General features: G+C 69.1%; 17 protein-coding genes, 1 tRNA gene, 1 pseudogene and 1 riboswitch. Of the genes and pseudogenes, 10 read left to right on the top strand and 9 right to left on the bottom strand.

Annotated elements, in window-relative coordinates; all coding sequences use genetic code 11:
• Window positions 1-19: 19 nt before the first annotated feature.
• The 5 genes from QM774_RS08310 to QM774_RS08290 all read left to right on the top strand — a co-directional run bounded on the left by QM774_RS08310 (window position 20) and on the right by QM774_RS08290 (window position 4,560).
• The gene (locus QM774_RS08310; RefSeq protein ID WP_414975429.1) at window positions 20-937 is read left to right on the top strand and encodes a UTP--glucose-1-phosphate uridylyltransferase; all 918 of its coding nucleotides are present in this window, start codon (window positions 20-22) and stop codon (window positions 935-937) included.
• Between the two features lie 66 nt (window positions 938-1,003).
• The gene (gene glp, locus QM774_RS08305; protein ID WP_414975428.1) at window positions 1,004-2,317 is read left to right on the top strand and encodes a gephyrin-like molybdotransferase Glp; all 1,314 of its coding nucleotides are present in this window, start codon (window positions 1,004-1,006) and stop codon (window positions 2,315-2,317) included.
• A gap of 1 nt (window position 2,318) precedes the next feature.
• A complete protein-coding gene (locus QM774_RS08300) occupies window positions 2,319-2,978 on the top strand; it encodes a GNAT family N-acetyltransferase (protein ID WP_414975427.1) in 660 nt (219 codons plus the stop codon).
• A gap of 74 nt (window positions 2,979-3,052) precedes the next feature.
• On the top strand, window positions 3,053-4,363 hold the full coding sequence (glpR, locus tag QM774_RS08295; protein WP_414975426.1) for a gephyrin-like molybdotransferase receptor GlpR: 1,311 nt from the start codon (window positions 3,053-3,055) through the stop codon (window positions 4,361-4,363).
• Between the two features lie 23 nt (window positions 4,364-4,386).
• On the top strand, window positions 4,387-4,560 hold the full coding sequence (locus QM774_RS08290; protein WP_414975425.1) for a hypothetical protein: 174 nt from the start codon (window positions 4,387-4,389) through the stop codon (window positions 4,558-4,560).
• Here QM774_RS08290 and QM774_RS08285 read toward each other — a convergent pair.
• Complete coding sequence (locus tag QM774_RS08285; RefSeq protein WP_414975424.1) at window positions 4,557-5,300, bottom strand: hypothetical protein; 744 nt, start codon at window positions 5,298-5,300, stop codon at window positions 4,557-4,559. The two genes, QM774_RS08290 and QM774_RS08285, sit on opposite strands and share 4 nt — an antisense overlap.
• Before the next feature lie 59 nt (window positions 5,301-5,359).
• A riboswitch (TPP riboswitch) is annotated at window positions 5,360-5,457 on the top strand.
• A gap of 87 nt (window positions 5,458-5,544) precedes the next feature.
• Between QM774_RS08285 and thiM the strand changes: the two genes are divergently transcribed.
• From thiM to QM774_RS08265, 4 genes are all read left to right on the top strand, one after another.
• On the top strand, window positions 5,545-6,330 hold the full coding sequence (thiM, locus tag QM774_RS08280; protein ID WP_414976622.1) for a hydroxyethylthiazole kinase: 786 nt from the start codon (window positions 5,545-5,547) through the stop codon (window positions 6,328-6,330).
• On the top strand, window positions 6,327-6,977 hold the full coding sequence (gene thiE, locus QM774_RS08275; RefSeq protein WP_414975423.1) for a thiamine phosphate synthase: 651 nt from the start codon (window positions 6,327-6,329) through the stop codon (window positions 6,975-6,977). The genes thiM and thiE overlap by 4 nt, the downstream gene beginning before the upstream one ends.
• Window positions 6,974-7,828, top strand: a complete 855-nt coding sequence (thiD, locus tag QM774_RS08270) for a bifunctional hydroxymethylpyrimidine kinase/phosphomethylpyrimidine kinase (RefSeq protein WP_414975422.1) — start codon at window positions 6,974-6,976, stop codon at window positions 7,826-7,828. Before thiE ends, thiD begins: the two co-directional genes overlap by 4 nt.
• 492 nt (window positions 7,829-8,320) lie before the next feature.
• A complete protein-coding gene (locus QM774_RS08265; protein WP_414975421.1) occupies window positions 8,321-8,689 on the top strand; it encodes a VOC family protein in 369 nt (122 codons plus the stop codon).
• A gap of 52 nt (window positions 8,690-8,741) precedes the next feature.
• Here QM774_RS08265 and QM774_RS08260 read toward each other — a convergent pair whose 3' ends face one another.
• The 5 genes and pseudogenes from QM774_RS08260 to QM774_RS08240 form a co-directional block, all read right to left on the bottom strand.
• A complete protein-coding gene (locus tag QM774_RS08260; protein ID WP_414975420.1) occupies window positions 8,742-9,191 on the bottom strand; it encodes a MarR family winged helix-turn-helix transcriptional regulator in 450 nt (149 codons plus the stop codon).
• The gene (locus QM774_RS08255; protein ID WP_414975419.1) at window positions 9,188-9,652 is read right to left on the bottom strand and encodes an SRPBCC family protein; all 465 of its coding nucleotides are present in this window, start codon (window positions 9,650-9,652) and stop codon (window positions 9,188-9,190) included. The genes QM774_RS08260 and QM774_RS08255 overlap by 4 nt, the downstream gene beginning before the upstream one ends.
• A 93-nt stretch (window positions 9,653-9,745) precedes the next feature.
• Window positions 9,746-10,540, bottom strand: a complete 795-nt coding sequence (locus tag QM774_RS08250) for a DUF222 domain-containing protein (RefSeq protein ID WP_414975418.1) — start codon at window positions 10,538-10,540, stop codon at window positions 9,746-9,748.
• 97 nt (window positions 10,541-10,637) lie between these two features.
• Window positions 10,638-11,138: pseudogene (locus QM774_RS08245) on the bottom strand (DUF222 domain-containing protein); the annotation flags it as partial.
• Between the two features lie 362 nt (window positions 11,139-11,500).
• On the bottom strand, window positions 11,501-11,674 hold the full coding sequence (locus tag QM774_RS08240; protein WP_414975417.1) for a hypothetical protein: 174 nt from the start codon (window positions 11,672-11,674) through the stop codon (window positions 11,501-11,503).
• Between the two features lie 362 nt (window positions 11,675-12,036).
• Here QM774_RS08240 and QM774_RS08235 point away from each other — a divergent pair, with 362 nt between their 5' ends.
• Complete coding sequence (locus QM774_RS08235) at window positions 12,037-12,300, top strand: SRPBCC family protein (protein WP_414975416.1); 264 nt, start codon at window positions 12,037-12,039, stop codon at window positions 12,298-12,300.
• Between the two features lie 66 nt (window positions 12,301-12,366).
• Here QM774_RS08235 and QM774_RS08230 read toward each other — a convergent pair.
• From QM774_RS08230 to QM774_RS08220, 3 genes are all read right to left on the bottom strand, one after another.
• Window positions 12,367-12,439, bottom strand: a tRNA-Ala gene (locus QM774_RS08230).
• 75 nt (window positions 12,440-12,514) lie between these two features.
• Window positions 12,515-13,519: a hypothetical protein gene (locus QM774_RS08225; protein ID WP_414975415.1), complete on the bottom strand. Its 1,005-nt coding sequence runs from the start codon at window positions 13,517-13,519 to the stop codon at window positions 12,515-12,517.
• 114 nt (window positions 13,520-13,633) lie between these two features.
• Window positions 13,634-14,800 (bottom strand): CobW family GTP-binding protein, encoded by a 1,167-nt coding sequence (locus QM774_RS08220; protein WP_414975414.1) that lies wholly within the window; start codon window positions 14,798-14,800, stop codon window positions 13,634-13,636.
• Between the last annotated feature and the right edge of the window lie 8 nt (window positions 14,801-14,808).

Raw genomic sequence — 14,808 nt, 5'->3', positions numbered from 1 at the left:
CCCGCACTAGGCTGAGGTCATGTCGCTCGCCAAGATCCCGCACACCGCGGTCGTACCGGCCGCCGGCCTGGGCACCCGGTTCCTGCCGGCCACCAAGACGGTTCCCAAGGAACTGCTGCCCGTGGTCGACACCCCCGGCATCGAGCTCGTCGCCGAAGAAGCCAAGTCGGCCGGTGCCGAACGGCTCCTGATCATCACCTCACCCGGCAAGGACGGGGTGGTCGCCCACTTCGTCGAAGACCTGGTGCTGGAGAACACGCTCAGCCTGCGCGGCAAGGACCGCATGCTGGCCAAGGTGCGCAACGCGCCGTCGCTGCTCGAGGTCGCCTCGGTGATCCAGGACGAGCCGCTCGGCCTCGGCCACGCCGTCGGCTGTGTGGAAGCCGAACTCGGTGCCGACGAGGACGCCATCGCCGTCCTGCTGCCCGACGACCTGGTGCTGCCCGGCGGCGTGCTCACCAAGATGGCCGAGACCCGCGCCCGCTACGGCGGCAGCGTGCTGTGCGCCATCGAGGTCGACGACGACACCATCAGCTCGTACGGCGTCTTCGACGTGGAGGACGCGGCCCCCTCGACGGGTTCGGGGAGCGAAGCGCCGACCGACGTGAAGCGGGTCAAGGGCATGGTGGAGAAGCCGTCGGTCGCCGACGCCCCGTCGAATCTGGCGGCCGCCGGCCGCTACATCCTGGACCGCAAGATCTTCGATGCGCTGCGCGAGATCACCCCGGGCGCCGGCGGCGAACTGCAGCTGACCGACGCGATCGCCCTGCTGATCGAGAAGGGTGAGCCGGTGCACGTCGTCATCCACCAGGGCACCCGCCACGACCTCGGCAACCCGGGCGGCTACCTGAAGGCCGCCGTCGATTTCGCGCTCGACCGCGACGACTACGGTCCCGAGCTGCGCGAGTGGCTCACCGCGCGCCTCGCCGAGGACTGAGCCCGCGCCCACTAGCCTCGAGGGCCAGTAGACGACGCCGGCTGGTCCGGCAGGTGAGGAGTAACCATGCGCTCCGTCGAGGATCATCTGAGCCTCGTGACCGCATCGGTGGTGGCCCCGCGACCGGTACAGGTGGCCATCTCCGAGTCCCAGGGACTGCTGTGCGCCGAAGAGGTGGTGACCGACGCGCCGCTGCCGTCGTTCGATCAGGCCGCCGTCGACGGCTACGCGGTGCGCGCGGTCGACGTGGTGCACGCCGGAGTCGAAGCACCCGCCACCGATGAGGATCTCGACGCCCTCGACACCGGCGACATCGAGGTGTCCCAGCCCGAGGGCAGTGACGACCTGGTGGTGCACCTGCCGGTGGTCGGCGAGGTGCGTGCCGGATCACGGACCCCCATCCGGCTGCAGCCCGGCCAGGCGGTGCGCGTGCACACCGGCGCCCCCATGCCGACCCTCGCCGACGCCGTCGTCCCGCTGCGGTGGACCGACGGCGGCGACCAGCGCGTGATGATCGGTCACGGCGTCGAGTCCGGCGACTACGTACACCGCGTCGGCGACGACGTGCAGCCCGGTGACATCGCGGTCCGCGAGGGCGCGGTGATCGGGCCGGCACAGGTGGGTCTGCTCGCCGCCGTCGGCCGGTCCCGCGTGGCCGTCCACCCGCGTCCCCGGGTCGCCGTCATCGCCATCGGCGACGAACTGGTCGACATCGACCGCGACCCCGGTCCCGGCCAGGTGTACGACGTCAACAGCTACGCGCTGGCCGCGGCGGCCCGCGATGCGGGCGCGGACGTGCACCGCGTCGGTGTGACCGTCCGCGACAAGAACCGGTTGCGGGAAGTGGTGGAGGCGCAACTGCTGCGCTCGGAGATCGTCGTGCTGTGCGGCGCGGTCGGCGGAGAGGCGTCCCGCGACGTCGCCGACGCCCTGAGTGACCTCGGTGATCTGGAGATCACCCGCATCGCCATGCACCCCGGCTCGGTCCAGGGCTTCGGCACACTCGGCAAGGATCAGATCCCCACCTTCTGGCTGCCGTCCAATCCGGTGAGCGCCCTGGTCACCTTCGAGGTGATGGTGCGGCCACTCATCCGGATCGCGCTCGGCAAACGCCAGCCCATGCGCCGCACCGTCACGGCCCGCACCGTCGGCCCGATCCAGTCCGTCGACGGACGCAAAGGTTTCCTGCGCGGCCAGTTGATGCGCGACGAGCGCTCCGGCGACTACCTGGTCCAGGTGATCGGGGAGTCGCCGACCGGCACCTCGCATCTGCTCGCCGAACTGGCCGAAGCGAACTGCCTGATCGTGGTGGACCCCGACGTCGAGGAACTCGAGCCCGGGGACCGCGTCGAGGTCATGTTCCTGGCGCAGCGCGTCTGAGATGTTCACCTGGCTCACGCAGGCACCCGCGACGCATCCCGGCTGGCCGGCGACGCTCGGACCGTTGCGCACCGGCGCCGGGGTCCTGAGCCTGCGGCCCATCCGGATGCGTGACTCCCGCGATTGGAGCCGGCTCCGCATCCGGAACCGCGACCTGCTGGTGCCGTGGGAGCCGACCGGCATCGGCACCTGGGAGGAACGGCACCGCCCCTCGCATTGGGCACCGCTGTGCTCGGTGCTCAAATCGGAGGCCAAACGCGGCAACGTGATCCCCCTCGTCATCGAGGTCGACGGCGTGTACGCCGGCCAGGTGACCGTCGGCAACATCCAGCGCGGCGCCGTCCGCAGCGCATGGATCGGCTACTGGGTGGACCAGGACTACACCGGCAAGGGGGTCGCGACCGCAGCCGTCGCCCTCGGCGTCGACCACTGCTTCGGACCGGTCGGCCTGCACCGGCTGGAGGCCACCGTGCAACCCGACAATCAGGGTTCGCGGTCGGTGCTGGGCAACAACGGATTCCGCGAAGAAGGGCTTCTGCAGCGGTACATGGACGTCGACAACCGGTGGCGCGACCACCTGCTGTACGGACTGACCGTCGAAGAGATCCCGGGCAGCGCCGTCGCCGCCCTCGTCCGGTCCGGCCGGGCGTCGTACGCCTGACCGTCGGCTGAGAATCCGGCGGCCTCGCGGCGCGCCTGCCTCGTCGTATCCGCCTGTCGCACTACGTTGTTGCCATGAACTCGTCTGTGCTGTGGATCTTCCTGATCGTGGCGTGGCTGTTCATTCTGCTGCCGATGGTGCTGCGGGGCCGTCCCGAGCTCCGCAAGACCACCGATGCGGCGTTGAACACCCGCGTACTGCATCGCGGTGGCACCCGTGCCCCCGTGCGTCGCCGCAGTCTGGCCGGTACGGCCGCCGCGGCACGTGAGCGCGTCGCCCTGCAGCGCACCGCACCCGTCGTTGAGTCCGAGGACGTGGACCACGTCGACCTCGTCGACACCGATCACGACGACGCCGATCACGATGACATCGAGGCCTCCGGCACGCCGCCGACCCGATTCGAGGCGGTCAAGGCGTGGCTGCGCAAGCCGGTCATCGACCGTCCCGAGGACGATCACGACGATGCCGACGATGCCGACGAGGACGACGACGAGGCCGACGAGGACGACGACCTCGATGGCGGATCCGGCGATGCCGAGGACGTCGATGTCGAGAAGGGCGACGCAGAGAAGGGCGACGCAGAGAAGGGCGACACCGACGAGGTGTCGGCCCGTGAGCGTGACGACGTGTCGGCGGCCGAGGTGACCGACGTGATGGAGCCGATCGACGGACCCGACGCCGCCGACCGCGATCAGGCCGCCACAGCGCTCGCCGACCGGCCCACCGACGTCATCGCGAAGGTCGACGCCGACGAGGACGACGGCGACGGACTCGACGCCGATCGTGAAGCCGACGACGACCTCGACGATGACCTCGACGACGCGTATGAGGACGAGTTCCTTTCGACAAGCTCAGGGAGCGGGAACAGCTCAGGGAGCGGGAACAGCTCAGGGAGCGGGGACGGCTCACGGAGCGTCGTCGCCCCCACGCCGCGCGAACTGCGCGGCCGCGGCGGCTACACGCCGTCGGCGATCGCCGAGCGCGACCGCGTGCGCTACCGCGAACGGCAGCGCAACCTCGCCGGGCTGCTGCTGTTCGTGCTGCTCACCGCGGTGTCGTGTGTGTTCTGGCGGCCCTACGGCTTCATCGCGCTCGGTGCGGCCGTCGCTCTGCTCGGTCTGTACCTGTTCTTCCTGCGCCGCATCGCGGTGTCCGAACAGCAGCACCGTGCGCAGCGCGCCGCCCGTGCCCGCAGCGACGCCCGGCAGGCGCAGCGCATGGAGTCCGAGTTCACCGTCCCGTCGCGGCGTCAGCCGCTGCGCCGGCCCGGCGGCATGATCGTCGTCGACCTGGACGATGAGGATCCCGCCTTCGAACCGCTGCCGGCCTACGACTTCGCGGCCGCCGTCGCGGCCCGCGACACCGAGTACCGGCGCGCCGTCTGAGGCGCCCGGCTAGGCTGACTTCCATGAGCGCAGACGACGAGTGGTACTACACGATCTCGACCGGCGAAGTCACCAAGGGCAAGGTCGCCGACGCCTTCGACCGGATGGGTCCGTACCCGGACGAGGCCACCGCCAAGCGCGCCCTCGAGATCGCCGCTCAGCGCAACGCCGCCGCCGACGCCCAGGACGAGGACTAGTCCGTCACCGGCCGGATCGCCGCCGGATGGTCGACGATCCATTCCTTGGTCGCGGTCACCGCGTGCCGTAGCGCGATCCGCTCACCGACATAGTCGGCGGGTGCACCGATCACCGGGATCATCGACACCAGCCGCAGCGCCTTCGGGGCCTGCGGCCGGGCACCGATCTCCGAGCGCAGATCCAGCAGTCCCCGGCCGATGTCCCACATGCCGCCCAGCACGGCCTTCGCCAGCTCGCGGCCGCTCTGCGGAAACGGCGTCGACTCGGTGTGCGGGACGTCGGACCCGTCGATCGTCCGGCCGAAGATCACCGAACCGAGCATGGCGATCTGGTCGCTGCGCTCGGTGATCCCGTATTCGCGGCCGACGGCGATCGCGACCAGCGCCTGATTGGCGGCCGACACGAAGTCGCCGATCGAGAAGCGGTTCAGCCACACCCCGAAGAACGACGGGAACGCGGCGGCGATCGCCCCCAGTCCGCCGATCCGGTGCATCCACCAGTCGGCGCGACCGTTCATGCTCAGCGCGTTCCAGCCTTTGGTGCCGGGCCAGTCGGCGACGTTCAGCGCCGTCGAGGCGATGTCGCGGGGACGGGTCGGGACGTGCAGGAAGTGCCGCGGCCCGTGGGTCCACTTCTTCAGCCCGAACGGGTCGACGGTGGCCAGCACGTCCAGGATCGGCTCGGTCAGCGCGACGGTCCGGTCCAGGACCTCGGCGATCTGCGCATTGGTCATCGGCATGGGGCCACGGTAGCCGCCCCGCCGTCGGGCCGTCGCCGGGGCGCGTTATCGTGACTGCACCACGTGACACGGGGTGCTCTGATTCGTCAGGGCTGAGATCACACCCGTCGAACCTGATCTAGTTCGTACTAGCGAAGGGATGTCGCGCATGACGCGCACGCATTTTGCATCTTCTGTTCCCGACGGCACCCCAAGTCCGTCCATCGATCCGGCTCCGTCCATCGATCCGGCCGGATCCGGCCAGATGCTGACCCGCCTGCGGGAGAGCACTCCTCTCGTCCAATGCCTCACCAACGAGGTCACCACCGGCTTCGTCGCCAACGTTCTGCTGGCGATCGGCGGCAGCCCGGCCATGTGTGATGTGCCCGGGGAAGCCGGGCCGTTCGCCGGGGTCGCCGGGGGCGTCCTGATCAACCTCGGCACGCCCGGCGCCGAACAGCGCGACGGCATGCTGGAGGCCGCTGCGGCCGCCCGCGACGCCGGCACCCCGTGGGTGCTCGATCCGGTGGCCGTCGGATCGCTTCCGATCCGCACGGCACTGGCCGCACAGCTGCTGGAACTGCGTCCCGCCGTGATCCGCGGCAACGCATCGGAGATCCGGGCGCTCGGCGGCCTCGGGGAGGGTGCACGAGGCGTCGACGCGGTCGACACCGTCGACGCCGCACAGCAGGCCGCGGTGGCCCTCGCCCGCTCGTCGGGTGCCGTGGTCGCGGTGTCCGGCGCGATCGATCTCATCACCGACGGCGACGCCGTCATCCGCGTCGCCAACGGCGACCCGCTCTTCACGAAGGTGACCGGTGCCGGCTGTGCGTTGGGTGCGGTCGTCGCGGCGTTCGCGTCACTCGGACCCGACCGCCTCGCCACGACGGTCGCGGCCGTGACCTCGTACACCGTGGCCGGGGAGATCGCCGCCGAGCAGGCCCGGGGGCCGGGTTCGTTCGCGGTGGCGTTCCTCGACGCGCTGCACGGACTCGACGCGGAGACCGTCGCCGGACGAGGACGGATCGGCGCCGCCGGGGAGCGATCGTGACCCTCGATCTGTCGCTGTATCTGGTCACCGATTCCGCGCAGATCGCCGCCGCCGGGAACGACCCCGTCGACGCGGTGGCCGCCGCCGCCGTCGACGGCGGCGTCACGGTGGTGCAGGTACGGGAGAAGCATGCCCCGGCACGGCAGGTGCTCGAGTTCGTCGAGGCGCTGTCCGCGTGTCTGCCCGACCGGGTCGGAATCATCGTCAACGATCGGGTCGACGTCTTTCTCGCCGCCCGCGAGCGGGGTGCACGGGTGACCGGTGTCCATGTCGGGCAGCGGGACGTGCCCGTCGAGACGGTGCGCGCCCTCGTCGGTCCGGAGGCGGTGATCGGGGTGTCGGCCGGCACCGTCGACCATCTCGCGGCGGCGGCGCGCGGCTCGGTCGACTATGTCGGCATCGGCCCGGTGCATGCGACCACGTCGAAGGCCGACGCCGCGGACCCGATCGGCGTCGACCGGGCGGCGCAGCTGGCCGGTACCGTGCCGCTGCCCGCGGTCGCGATCGGCGGTCTCGGTCCGAACGACGTGGCGCCGCTGCGTTCCGGTGGCCTGGACGGGGTGGCGGTGGTGTCGTACATCTGCGGCGCCCCGGATCCACGTGCGGCGGCCGCCGAGCTGGCCGCGCAGTGGCCGGAGCGGGGATGAACGCCGTGGCACCGGTCCGGCCGGTTCCCCGTGTGCTCAGCATCGCCGGCACCGATCCGACCGGCGGTGCCGGGATCCAGGCCGATCTGAAGAGCATCGCCGCGAACGGCGGCTACGGGATGGCGGTGGTGACCGCACTCGTCGCCCAGAACACGTGTGGGGTCCGCAGCATCCATCAGCCGCCGGTGGAGTTCCTCACCGAGCAACTCGACGCCGTCAGCGACGACGTCGAGATCGATGCGGTGAAGATCGGCATGCTGTTCTCCCGCGAGGTGATCGACACCGTCGCCGCCTGGCTCGACCGGGTTCGCCCGCCGATCGTCGTGCTCGATCCGGTGATGATCGCGGCCAGCGGTGACCGGCTGCTCACCCCCGACGCGGAGGAGGCGCTCCGCCGGTTCGCGGACTCGGCTGATCTGCTCACGCCCAATCTGCCGGAACTGGCGGTGCTCCTCGGTGCGACGGAGGCGTCGACGTGGGACGAGGCGGTGGCGCAGGGTCGGCGGCTCGCCGCGTCGTGCGGTGCCCGGGTGCTGGTGAAGGGCGGCCACCTCGACGGTGCCGACGTCCCGGACGCTCTGGTCGCTCCCGATGGGGAGGTGGTCGGTTACACGGCGCCGCGGGTGTCCACGACCAATGTGCACGGCACGGGCTGCTCGTTGTCATCGGCGGTCGCCACGATCGTCGCGCGGACCGGCGACTGGGCGGCGTCGGTCGGGGAGGCCAAGGAGTGGCTGACGGCCGCACTGCGGGGTGCGGACCGACTCCAGGTGGGTGAGGGCAGCGGTCCGGTGTCGCATTTCTCGGTGCTCTGGCAGGCGGCCGTCGATCAAACCTCAAGTTCTTCTTGAGACTGTTTTCCCGGCATTTCGGTTAGGTTCACCGAGGAGAAAATGAAAACCGCGTGACGCCGGGATTTCACGCTCGATGACTTGATTGACCGAAGGTTTCCGGAAGTGAACCGACCTGGTCATCTCCCCAGTTCAAGGGCCACGTCTTGTGTCTTGCGCCACATGATGGGCGTCGAGTGACGCCCTTTTCTCGGTGCGAAGGAATTCCGTCTCCATGTAACGCTTATGGCACATCAACCGATGTGATCCGTTTCGAAAGGAATACCCATGGAGTTCCCCGCTCTCACCCAGTTCTTCAACGACCTCACCATCTTCGGCGGCGACCTGCTGCACATCGTGATCACTCTCGGCGTCGGCGCCTGATCACACCTGGAATTCAGTCGGAGGAGACTCGCCCCGCTGCCGTCCGGCAGCCGGGGCGAGTCTGTTTTTCGGGGGGTTCCGCGGGCGGGCCGTCGGGCCTACCGTGGAGGGCGGGGAGAGGAGCCCGGGATGCTCGACACATCGGAGGTCATGGCGTTCGTCGCCACCACCAAGCCCGCCGAGTCGCGTGAGTTCTACAGCCGCCTTGGTCTGCGTCTGATCGAGGAGAGCGACTTCGCGATCGTCTTCGACGCACACGGCACCATGCTGCGGATCCAGAAGGTGGAGAGTCTCGATCCTCCACCGTTCACCGTGCTGGGTTGGCGGGTCGACGACATCGCCGCCGCCATCGCGGAGCTGGCGGATGCCGGCGTCGAGATGACGCGCTATCCCGGTATGGACCAGGACGACCTCGGTGTGTGGCATGCGCCGTCCGGCGGTCTGATCGCCTGGTTCGCCGACCCGGACGGCAACACCCTGTCGCTGGCGCAGCTGTAGCCGAGGTCGGGTGTAGCCGAGGTCGGGTGTAGCCGAGCCGTCGAGCGGTGCTCTAGCCGCGCGAGAGCTTGTGCAGGGCCCGAGTCAGGGCGTCGCGTTCATCTGCCGGCAGTGTTCCGAAGTAGACCTGGTCGGCGGCTTCGACGTCGGTGTTGGCGCGATTGGCGAGCGCGATACCGGCGGGCGTCGGGGCGAGGACGATCGCGCGGCCGTCACTGGGGTGCGGGCTGCGCGTGATCAGGCCCTTGGTCTCCAGGGTGCGCAGGACCTGCGACGTCATCATCACGTCGGTCCCGGCATGGGTGGCGAGTTCCCGCTGGGTGACGGGTTCGGATCGATCCATCCAGGTCAGCGAGGCCAAGAGGACGAACTGCACGTGGGTCAGTCCGTGCGGGGCGAGCGCCGCGCGGATCGACCGTTGCCAGGCGTTGGTCGCGCGCCAGAGCGCGAGTCCCGGGCTGCCGTCCGCATCGCGAAACTCTGTCCGCAGGTCCGTGGTCATGCGGCCATTCCAGCACAGATGGATCGGAGTCGGCCGGCGGTCACACCGCGCTCGGCCGCGGCGAACAGTTCGGCCATCGCCGTGGGGAAGTCGTCGCTGATCTGCGGCCCGAGTTCCGGACCCATCGTGTCGGCGTCGGGCCCGTCGATCTCCAGGACGTGTGTCACGGTGGTGCCGCCGTCCTCGAGCGGGGTCAGGCGATGCCGGAACGTCAGCGTGAGGCCCCCGAACTCGGTGCGGTCCGCATACGTGTGGCCGGGATCCAGTTCAACGATGGTCGAGGTCATCGGCTCCTGGCCTTGCGGGGTCACGGTGAGGGTGGTCCCGGTGGCGAAGGGGCCGTGCAGCACGAAGTCGTCGGACTCCGGGCCGAGTCGTGTTCCGGAGTGCAGTGCTTCGAGGGCTGCCCAGACGGCGTCGGGGGAGGCGTTCGTGCTGGCGCGATAGTCGGTGGTCCACATGGTTCTTCTCCTAAATAGTAAGCACGCTTACTATAACTCGAGCGGCTCGCGAGGGGAAGGGGGAGTTTTTCGGGCAGGCTCGCGCCCGGATGTTCAGGCGGTGTGGCCGAGGCGGGCGTGGAGCTTCTTCTCGATGATCGAGTAGGTGTCGGGGTCGTCGTTCGGCGGTGCGTGTGCGTCGTTGTCGGCGTGGGGCACCAGATGGTGGGTCGGGTTGAGTTTCCAGGGCTTGCCTGGACGGTTGACTCGCCAGAGCATGCGTCCGGCGTCGCGGCCTCGGCGTTCGATCGCGGTCTCCCATTGACCCTTCTGGTCGCCGACGGCCCGATTGTGGCGTGCGCACACTGCGCCGAGTTCGTCGATGTCGGTGCGGCCGCCTTTGGCCCAGTCGGTGTTGTGGTGGGCCTGCGTGCGGGAGAACGGTGCATTGCAGGCCGGGTGCGTGCAGCCCCGGTCGCGGCCGAAGAGCGCCAGTCGCTGCGCCTTGTTCGCCAGCCGCTTCCCGCGTCCGAGGTAGAGGATCTCGTGCGTGTGGTGCCGGAACACTTCCAGGTGCGGGGTGGTGCCGGCGGCCAGCTCGATGAGGTCGCTGATCGGGACCAGGGTGCCGGTCCCGGTGAGTCCGACCCCGGCATGGGTGGCGAGTTCGGCATCGCTGATGGTGATGACCAGGTGCCCGGCCAGGCTTGCGGTGGTGGTGGCGGTGGCCAGTCCTGCGTCCAGGAATGCGGCGAGGGCGTCGTGATTGCGTTGATCGGGACCGCGGAGGTCCCGTTCTCGCGCTGCGGCCAACTTCTCGGGATCGATGGTCAATGCGTGGATCGAACCGCGCGGCGAGTCCGGATCGTCGGGCACGTTCATTCCCGGCGCGGCCCACCGGTCGAGCATCAGCTCGAAGTCTGGCGCGCAGGGCGGGTGTGAGGTCGCCGACGAGCCGGGACATCAGCTGGCGGTCCTGCCCGCCGAGGGTCAGGCTGCGGCGTCGTGCCCGGTCTTTGTCGTCGGACAGTGAACCGTCGGGGTCGAGGTGGGCGAGGATCCGGTTCGCCGCCTGCGCGAGTGTGTTCGGCGGGAGTGTCGCGGCGAACTCGACGAGGTCGGCCTCGACCTGCTGCCGCACGTCGGCGTCGAATCGTCCGGGCAGGCGTTGCATCGTCTCGGTGATCACGGTGAGGTGGCCGTGCCCGATCGTCCCGGCGGCCAGAGCCGTCGCGGTGGCGGGCAGTCTCGGGTCGAGGCGCTCGCCGGTCACCGAGGACATGGTCGACAGGTGATAGGCGTGCGACTCGCGCCGCTTGGCTTCGCCCGGACCCAGCCGCTGACCCATCGCGAAATAGGTTCTGGCGCTCAGGTACCCGGATACGCGATCCACACCCCGGTCGGAGACCTCCGTGAACTGTGCGGCCGAAACATAATCCAGGCGGCGCCGCACCCGCTCGGTGGCTTCGACGATCCGATCCACCTCCTCCACCGTGCACGAGGCCATCCGGCCGGAGGTGGCGGCCATCTTCTCGGCTACCGCATCCATGAGCTCAGCGAGCTCCACCGGCGAGTCGGGCAAGGCCGTGCCGGCGACGTCGACGATGGTCGTCGTCATCCCGATCACCCCCTGTGACCTGCCGTTTCCATTGACCACAATGTATCTCGGGGGTACGACAAAACGGCTTCGCAGGCACCTGTCAGGGATGCCGGGCGAAGCCGTTCTTCCGGCGGGTCAGTGGCAGTGGCAGCGGTCGGCTTCGGGGACGCCCTGGAGGGCCTCCTCGATGTGCTGGCCGCAGCCTTCCCAGGTGGGTTTTCCGCACTTCGGGCAGGTGGTTCGTGCGCACATGATGTGCTCCTCTCCGGTCAGCGACTGAACATGCGGGCGAAGACTCCGCCACGGCGGGCCTTCGCGGCCTCGATCTCAGCCTTCGAGTGCTTGCCGGCGCACCACTGCGATGCGGGAACGCCGGCCTTCACCGTCGCCACGTGCTGGCCGCAGCCGGCCCAGGTGGTCTTCCCGCATGTCTTGCATGTCACGGCTCGGCACATGTCGATCCCTTCGATCATCGCGCATATCCGGAAAACATGCGCACTCGGCCATGAATATACCCCTGGGGGTATCAACCGTGTCAAGCGTGAACGAGGGCCGCAGATCGGCGAGTCCGGCCGGTACTCGGCCGGATGGGCCTACCGTTGAGAGGTGTTCGAAGACTCGGAGCCGGATCCGTCGCTGGTCGAGCTCGCGGTGTTCGCCGAGAAGCCTTCCGAGGTCGCGTGGCGCGCGTTGACGGAGCCGGACCTGATCGCCGAGTGGCTCTCGCCGACGATCGGCTTCCGTCCCGTGGTCGGGACGACCTTCATCGTTCAAGTCGCGGTGCCGGATAAGCCGGAATGCGGAGATGGCGTGCCAGGTGGTCGAGGCCGACGAGCCCGAGCATCTCGCCTACAGCTGGACCGACCTCCGCGGAAACCCGCCGAGGCGATGGATGGTCGACTACCGGCTGGCACCGCACGGTCGCGGCTCTCGGCTGTTCTTGACGATGAGCGGATTCGATATGGACGACCGTTACCAGCGATTCGCACGCAACGGCATCGAGCGTTCCTGGAACCGCACCTTGCTGCCGAAGTTCGCTCACGTCGTGAACGCACTGGACGCGGACTGAGCGTCAAGGCGGGCCCGGAGATAGCGAGAAGCGGCAGGCCGTGAATCCGGCCTACCGCTTCTTCGGTGGAGCTAAGGGGAATCGAACCCCTGACCTTCTCATTGCGAACGAGACGCGCTACCAACTGCGCCATAGCCCCTCAAGGTCACCATCGGTGACCGTCGACCAGTGTAGCAAGCAGACGCGTGCCCCCAGAATCCGTCTCGGCCGGGCTCTACGACGCCGTCAGATCGTCCAGCCACGAGGTGTCGACGGCCGCGTGGACGGCGCCGGGGAAGGCTTCGGCGAGGGTCTCGTCGAGTTCGGCCTCGGCGGCCGGCGGCAGGCCGTCGGGAGTCTCGTCGCGGTGGGATTGCAGCAGGTTCCGCAGGACCTCGGCGACGTCGGTGCCGTCGCCGTTCCACATCTCGGCGAACGCCAGCATCTTCGACGGGCTCAGCCGGTCGACGCGGCCGGCGTCGTAGGAGTTCCCGAAGGTACGCCACGCCTCCAGCACGTCGCGGTGCCGGGACGAAGCGTTCTCGGTCAGCGCGTTCACGAGACGATCGGGAGCGTCGTCGACCGCCACCGGTCGCGGTGACGGCAACACCGTCAAACGCGCGCCCAACAGGGCACGCAGCTGCCGCACCTCGTCGGCCACGTCGACGGCCCGATAGCTTTCGGCCAGGGCCGCGCGCAGGATCGCGGACGCCTGCTCCGGCGGGATCTCCTCGAGCCGCGACAGGCCGCCGCTCTCGGCGGCGTGCTTCTCGAACGAGACGATGGCCTTGTCGATCGCCGTCGTCAGGATGATGTCGGTCAGGAAGCCGCCCGGATGCGTCAGATTGACGAAACCGATCAGCGCGTGGGTGCGGACCGGACCGGAGAACGTGCACAGCACCGCGGTCTGATCGCCGTAGACGTCGCCGAAGGTGCGCGTCTTCACCACGCGGGCATGCCCCAGATCGTCGATCCAGCGCGGATCGGAACACCCGGCCCGGACGAGACGGTTCGCGGCGTATTCGGCGGCGATCCGGGCCGCAGGCATCGGAGCCAGGTCGGCCAGCACCCGGATGAGAGCCAGCATCGGGTCTCCGCCGCGCTCGGTGGCGTATTCGATGAAACGGATCAGGGCGGCCTCGTCCTGCGCCGGGTCGTCGCCGTTCATCAGTTCGGCGATCAACTGCGACGCGTACGTCTCCGAGCCGAGAGGATCGGGTTCGTTCCGGAACCGGCGCATCGCCTGCTCGATCGACCTGAGAATGCGCCGTCAGCAGATCCTTGTCCCGCGACGGTGCCCGTGCGGCGGCGGAGTGGACCGGCTTCTTGCGGCGCGACCGCTGCTTCTTGGCGCTCATGCGTGCACGTGGCCGGCGGCCGAGACGTTCCAGCGGGGGAGCGGATCGGGGTACTCCACCCAGGCCGTCTCGCCCGCCGCGAGTTCGGCGTCGGTCAGCAGGGCCGCACTCAACAGGTCGGCCGGCGAGGTCTTCTTGAGGTTCACGCCGATCAGGACCACCTCCTGGCCCGGCGCCAGATCGGTGGATGACCAGTGCGCTGCCGGCTCGATCATCAGGTTCGGTCCGGCCTGCGACCAGACCGCCGCGATGTCCGGGCGGCTCGCCACCCAGCAGAAGCCCTTGCTGCGCAACAGACCGCGCAGATTGTCGAGCGCATGCTGCAGGCGCTCCGGATGGAACGGCCGATCGGACCGGAACACGGTGCTGCTGATGCCGTACTCCTCGGTCTCCGGTGTGTGCCCGCCCTCCAGCTCCTCCTCCCAGCCGGCCACCCGTCGTGCCGCGTTCAGATCGAACAGTCCGGTCCCGAGCACCTTGTCCAGATCCACTCGGCCATCGGTCACCCGCAGGATCTCGACACTCGGGTTCAGCTTGCGGAGCGTGGCCTCCGTCGAACCGGCGACGTGCTCGTTCACCAGGTCGGTCTTGGTGAGCAGGATGACGTCGGCGAACTCCACCTGATCCACCAGCAGATCCGAGATGTGGCGGGTGTCGCCCTCGCCGGCCTCCAGGTCGCGGTCGCGCAGCGCCTCGCCACACGCCAGTTCGGTGAGGAAGGTGGCCGCGTCGACGACCGTCACCATCGTGTCCAGTCGTGCCACCGACGACAGGGAGAAGCCGTCGCCGAACTCCCAGTCGAAGGTCGCGGCCACCGGCATCGGCTCGGAGATGCCGGTCGATTCGATGACGATGTGGTCGAACCGCCCCTCGCGGGCGAGGCGCGCCACCGACTCGATGAGGTCCTCGCGCAGCGTGCAACGAATGCAGCCGTTGGTCAGCTCGACCAGCTTCTCCTGTGTGCGGTCGAGGTGGGCGTCGCCCGAGAGCGGTCCGTCGACGAGCTGGGCGTCGATGTTCACTTCGCTCATGTCGTTGACGATCACGGCAATGCGCAGACCGCCGCGGTTGGCGAGGATCTGATTGAGGAGGGTGGTCTTGCCCGCTCCGAGGAATCCGGAGAGAACGGTGACCGGGACACGGGTGTCGGGGGCTGTCGTCATGTTTTAAT

Source organism: Gordonia sp. (in: high G+C Gram-positive bacteria), from assembly GCF_047600565.1.
In the GTDB taxonomy this organism is placed as follows: Bacteria; Actinomycetota; Actinomycetes; order Mycobacteriales; family Mycobacteriaceae; genus Gordonia.
The sequence above is the reverse complement of the archived record's forward strand: the minus strand, read 5'-3'. Positions and strand labels throughout refer to the sequence as shown.

Bases quoted from the DNA above. Each gene is read 5' to 3' on its own strand.
- QM774_RS08310 (WP_414975429.1), top strand. From the start codon at position 20: ATGTCGCTCGCCAAGATCCCGCACACCGCGGTCGTACCGGCCGCCGGC.
- glp (WP_414975428.1), top strand. From the start codon at position 1,004: ATGCGCTCCGTCGAGGATCATCTGAGCCTCGTGACCGCATCGGTGGTG.
- QM774_RS08300 (WP_414975427.1), top strand. From the start codon at position 2,319: ATGTTCACCTGGCTCACGCAGGCACCCGCGACGCATCCCGGCTGGCCG.
- glpR (WP_414975426.1), top strand. From the start codon at position 3,053: ATGAACTCGTCTGTGCTGTGGATCTTCCTGATCGTGGCGTGGCTGTTC.
- QM774_RS08290 (WP_414975425.1), top strand. From the start codon at position 4,387: ATGAGCGCAGACGACGAGTGGTACTACACGATCTCGACCGGCGAAGTC.
- QM774_RS08285 (WP_414975424.1), bottom strand. From the start codon at position 5,300: ATGCCGATGACCAATGCGCAGATCGCCGAGGTCCTGGACCGGACCGTC.
- thiM (WP_414976622.1), top strand. From the start codon at position 5,545: ATGCTGACCCGCCTGCGGGAGAGCACTCCTCTCGTCCAATGCCTCACC.
- thiD (WP_414975422.1), top strand. From the start codon at position 6,974: ATGAACGCCGTGGCACCGGTCCGGCCGGTTCCCCGTGTGCTCAGCATC.
- QM774_RS08265 (WP_414975421.1), top strand. From the start codon at position 8,321: ATGCTCGACACATCGGAGGTCATGGCGTTCGTCGCCACCACCAAGCCC.
- QM774_RS08260 (WP_414975420.1), bottom strand. From the start codon at position 9,191: ATGACCACGGACCTGCGGACAGAGTTTCGCGATGCGGACGGCAGCCCG.
- QM774_RS08255 (WP_414975419.1), bottom strand. From the start codon at position 9,652: ATGTGGACCACCGACTATCGCGCCAGCACGAACGCCTCCCCCGACGCC.
- QM774_RS08250 (WP_414975418.1), bottom strand. From the start codon at position 10,540: ATGCTCGACCGGTGGGCCGCGCCGGGAATGAACGTGCCCGACGATCCG.
- QM774_RS08235 (WP_414975416.1), top strand. From the start codon at position 12,037: ATGGCGTGCCAGGTGGTCGAGGCCGACGAGCCCGAGCATCTCGCCTAC.
- QM774_RS08225 (WP_414975415.1), bottom strand. From the start codon at position 13,519: ATGCGCCGGTTCCGGAACGAACCCGATCCTCTCGGCTCGGAGACGTAC.
- QM774_RS08220 (WP_414975414.1), bottom strand. From the start codon at position 14,800: ATGACGACAGCCCCCGACACCCGTGTCCCGGTCACCGTTCTCTCCGGA.